The organism is Mycobacterium sp. 1245852.3, assembly GCF_001669335.1.
In the GTDB taxonomy this organism is placed as follows: domain Bacteria; phylum Actinomycetota; class Actinomycetes; order Mycobacteriales; family Mycobacteriaceae; genus Mycobacterium; species Mycobacterium europaeum_A.
The window spans coordinates 1-1727 of record NZ_LZLL01000178.1 but is presented as its reverse complement, the minus strand read 5'-3'; the positions used below and the strand labels follow the sequence as shown (position 1 = coordinate 1727).

Below are 1727 nucleotides of genomic sequence, written 5' to 3'. Positions count from 1 at the left end.
TCTTCGGTAGTGGCTGCCGGGCTCTCCGGATCTGGGGCAGGTCGGCCGCTTCGATCGATGGCCGTAGCCGTATTCAGACTCAGCGCCTCCCGCGGGTGACCCGTGGCCGTCAGGCCTGCGGTTCGCGCGTGGCCACGCGAAAAAGCTGAATACAAGAGAGGCCGTACGGACGTCCATGTCTGTCGCTGAAATTGAAGAGGGCGTGTTCGAGGCGACCGCCACCATCGACAACGGGAGCTTCGGCACCCGCACCATCCGTTTCGAGACCGGCCGGTTGGCCCAGCAGGCCGCTGGCGCCGTGGTCGCGTACCTCGACGAAGAGAACATGCTGTTGTCGGCGACGACCGCCAGCAAGAGCCCCAAGGAGCACTTCGACTTCTTCCCGCTGACCGTCGATGTCGAGGAGCGGATGTATGCCGCCGGTCGCATCCCCGGTTCGTTCTTCCGTCGCGAGGGCCGTCCCTCCACCGACGCGATCCTGACCTGCCGGCTCATCGACCGGCCGCTGCGCCCGTCGTTCGTCTCCGGGCTGCGTAACGAGATCCAGGTCGTGGTGACCGTCCTGAGCCTGGATCCCAACGACCTGTACGACGTGCTGGCGATCAACGCCGCGTCGGCCTCGACCCAGCTGAGCGGGCTGCCGTTCTCGGGTCCCATCGGTGGGGTGCGGGTCGCGCTGATCGACGGCACCTGGGTGGCGTTCCCGACCGTCGAGCAGCTCGAGCGGGCCGTGTTCGACATGGTGGTGGCCGGCCGCATAGTCGGCGAAGGCGACAAAAAAGACGTGGCCATCATGATGGTCGAGGCCGAGGCGACCGAGAACGTCATCGAGCTCGTCGAGGGCGGCGCCCCGGCGCCGACGGAAACCGTTGTGGCCGAAGGCCTCGAGGCCGCCAAGCCGTTCATCGCCGCGCTGTGTAGCGCGCAGGAGGAACTGGCCGGGGCGGCCGCCAAACCGGCCGGCGAGTTCCCGACGTTCCCGGACTACGGCGACGACGTCTACTACTCGGTGGCCTCGGTGGCCACCGACGAGCTGGCCAAGGCGCTGACCATCGGCGGCAAGGCCGAGCGTGACGCGCGCACCGACGAGCTCAAGGCCGAGGTGCTCGCGCGCCTTGCTGGGGACTCTGGGACCTACGAGGGCCGCGAGAAAGAGATCAGCGCCGCCTACCGGTCACTGACCAAAAAGCTGGTGCGCCAGCGCATCCTGACCGATCACTTCCGCATCGACGGCCGCGGCATCACCGACATCCGCGCGTTGTCGGCCGAGGTGGCCGTGGTGCCGCGGGCGCACGGCAGCGCGCTGTTCCAGCGCGGTGAGACCCAGATCCTGGGCGTCACCACGCTCGACATGGTCAAGATGGCCCAGCAGATCGATTCGCTGGGGCCCGAGACCTCGAAGCGCTACATGCACCACTACAACTTCCCGCCGTTCTCGACCGGCGAGACCGGCCGGGTGGGCTCACCCAAGCGGCGCGAGATCGGGCACGGCGCCCTGGCCGAGCGGGCCCTGATCCCGGTGCTGCCCGGTGTCGAGGAGTTCCCCTACGCCATCCGTCAGGTGTCCGAGGCGCTGGGTTCCAACGGCTCAACGTCGATGGGTTCGGTCTGTGCGTCCACCCTGTCGCTGCTCAACGCCGGTGTGCCGCTCAGGGCGCCGTGCCCGATCTCGCGCCGCTTGGGTGAGCCCACCCGGCCGGTCTCGCCGGTCGAGAACGGCGGGAAGT

1 protein-coding gene is annotated in these 1727 nt (G+C 68.4%); it reads left to right on the top strand.

Annotated features, from left to right (window positions below; translation table 11 throughout):
* Nucleotides 1-175 precede the first annotated feature (175 nt).
* Nucleotides 176-1727: polyribonucleotide nucleotidyltransferase (locus A9W96_RS07890; protein ID WP_231999631.1), on the top strand; the 1552-nt coding region annotated here is incomplete at its 3' end.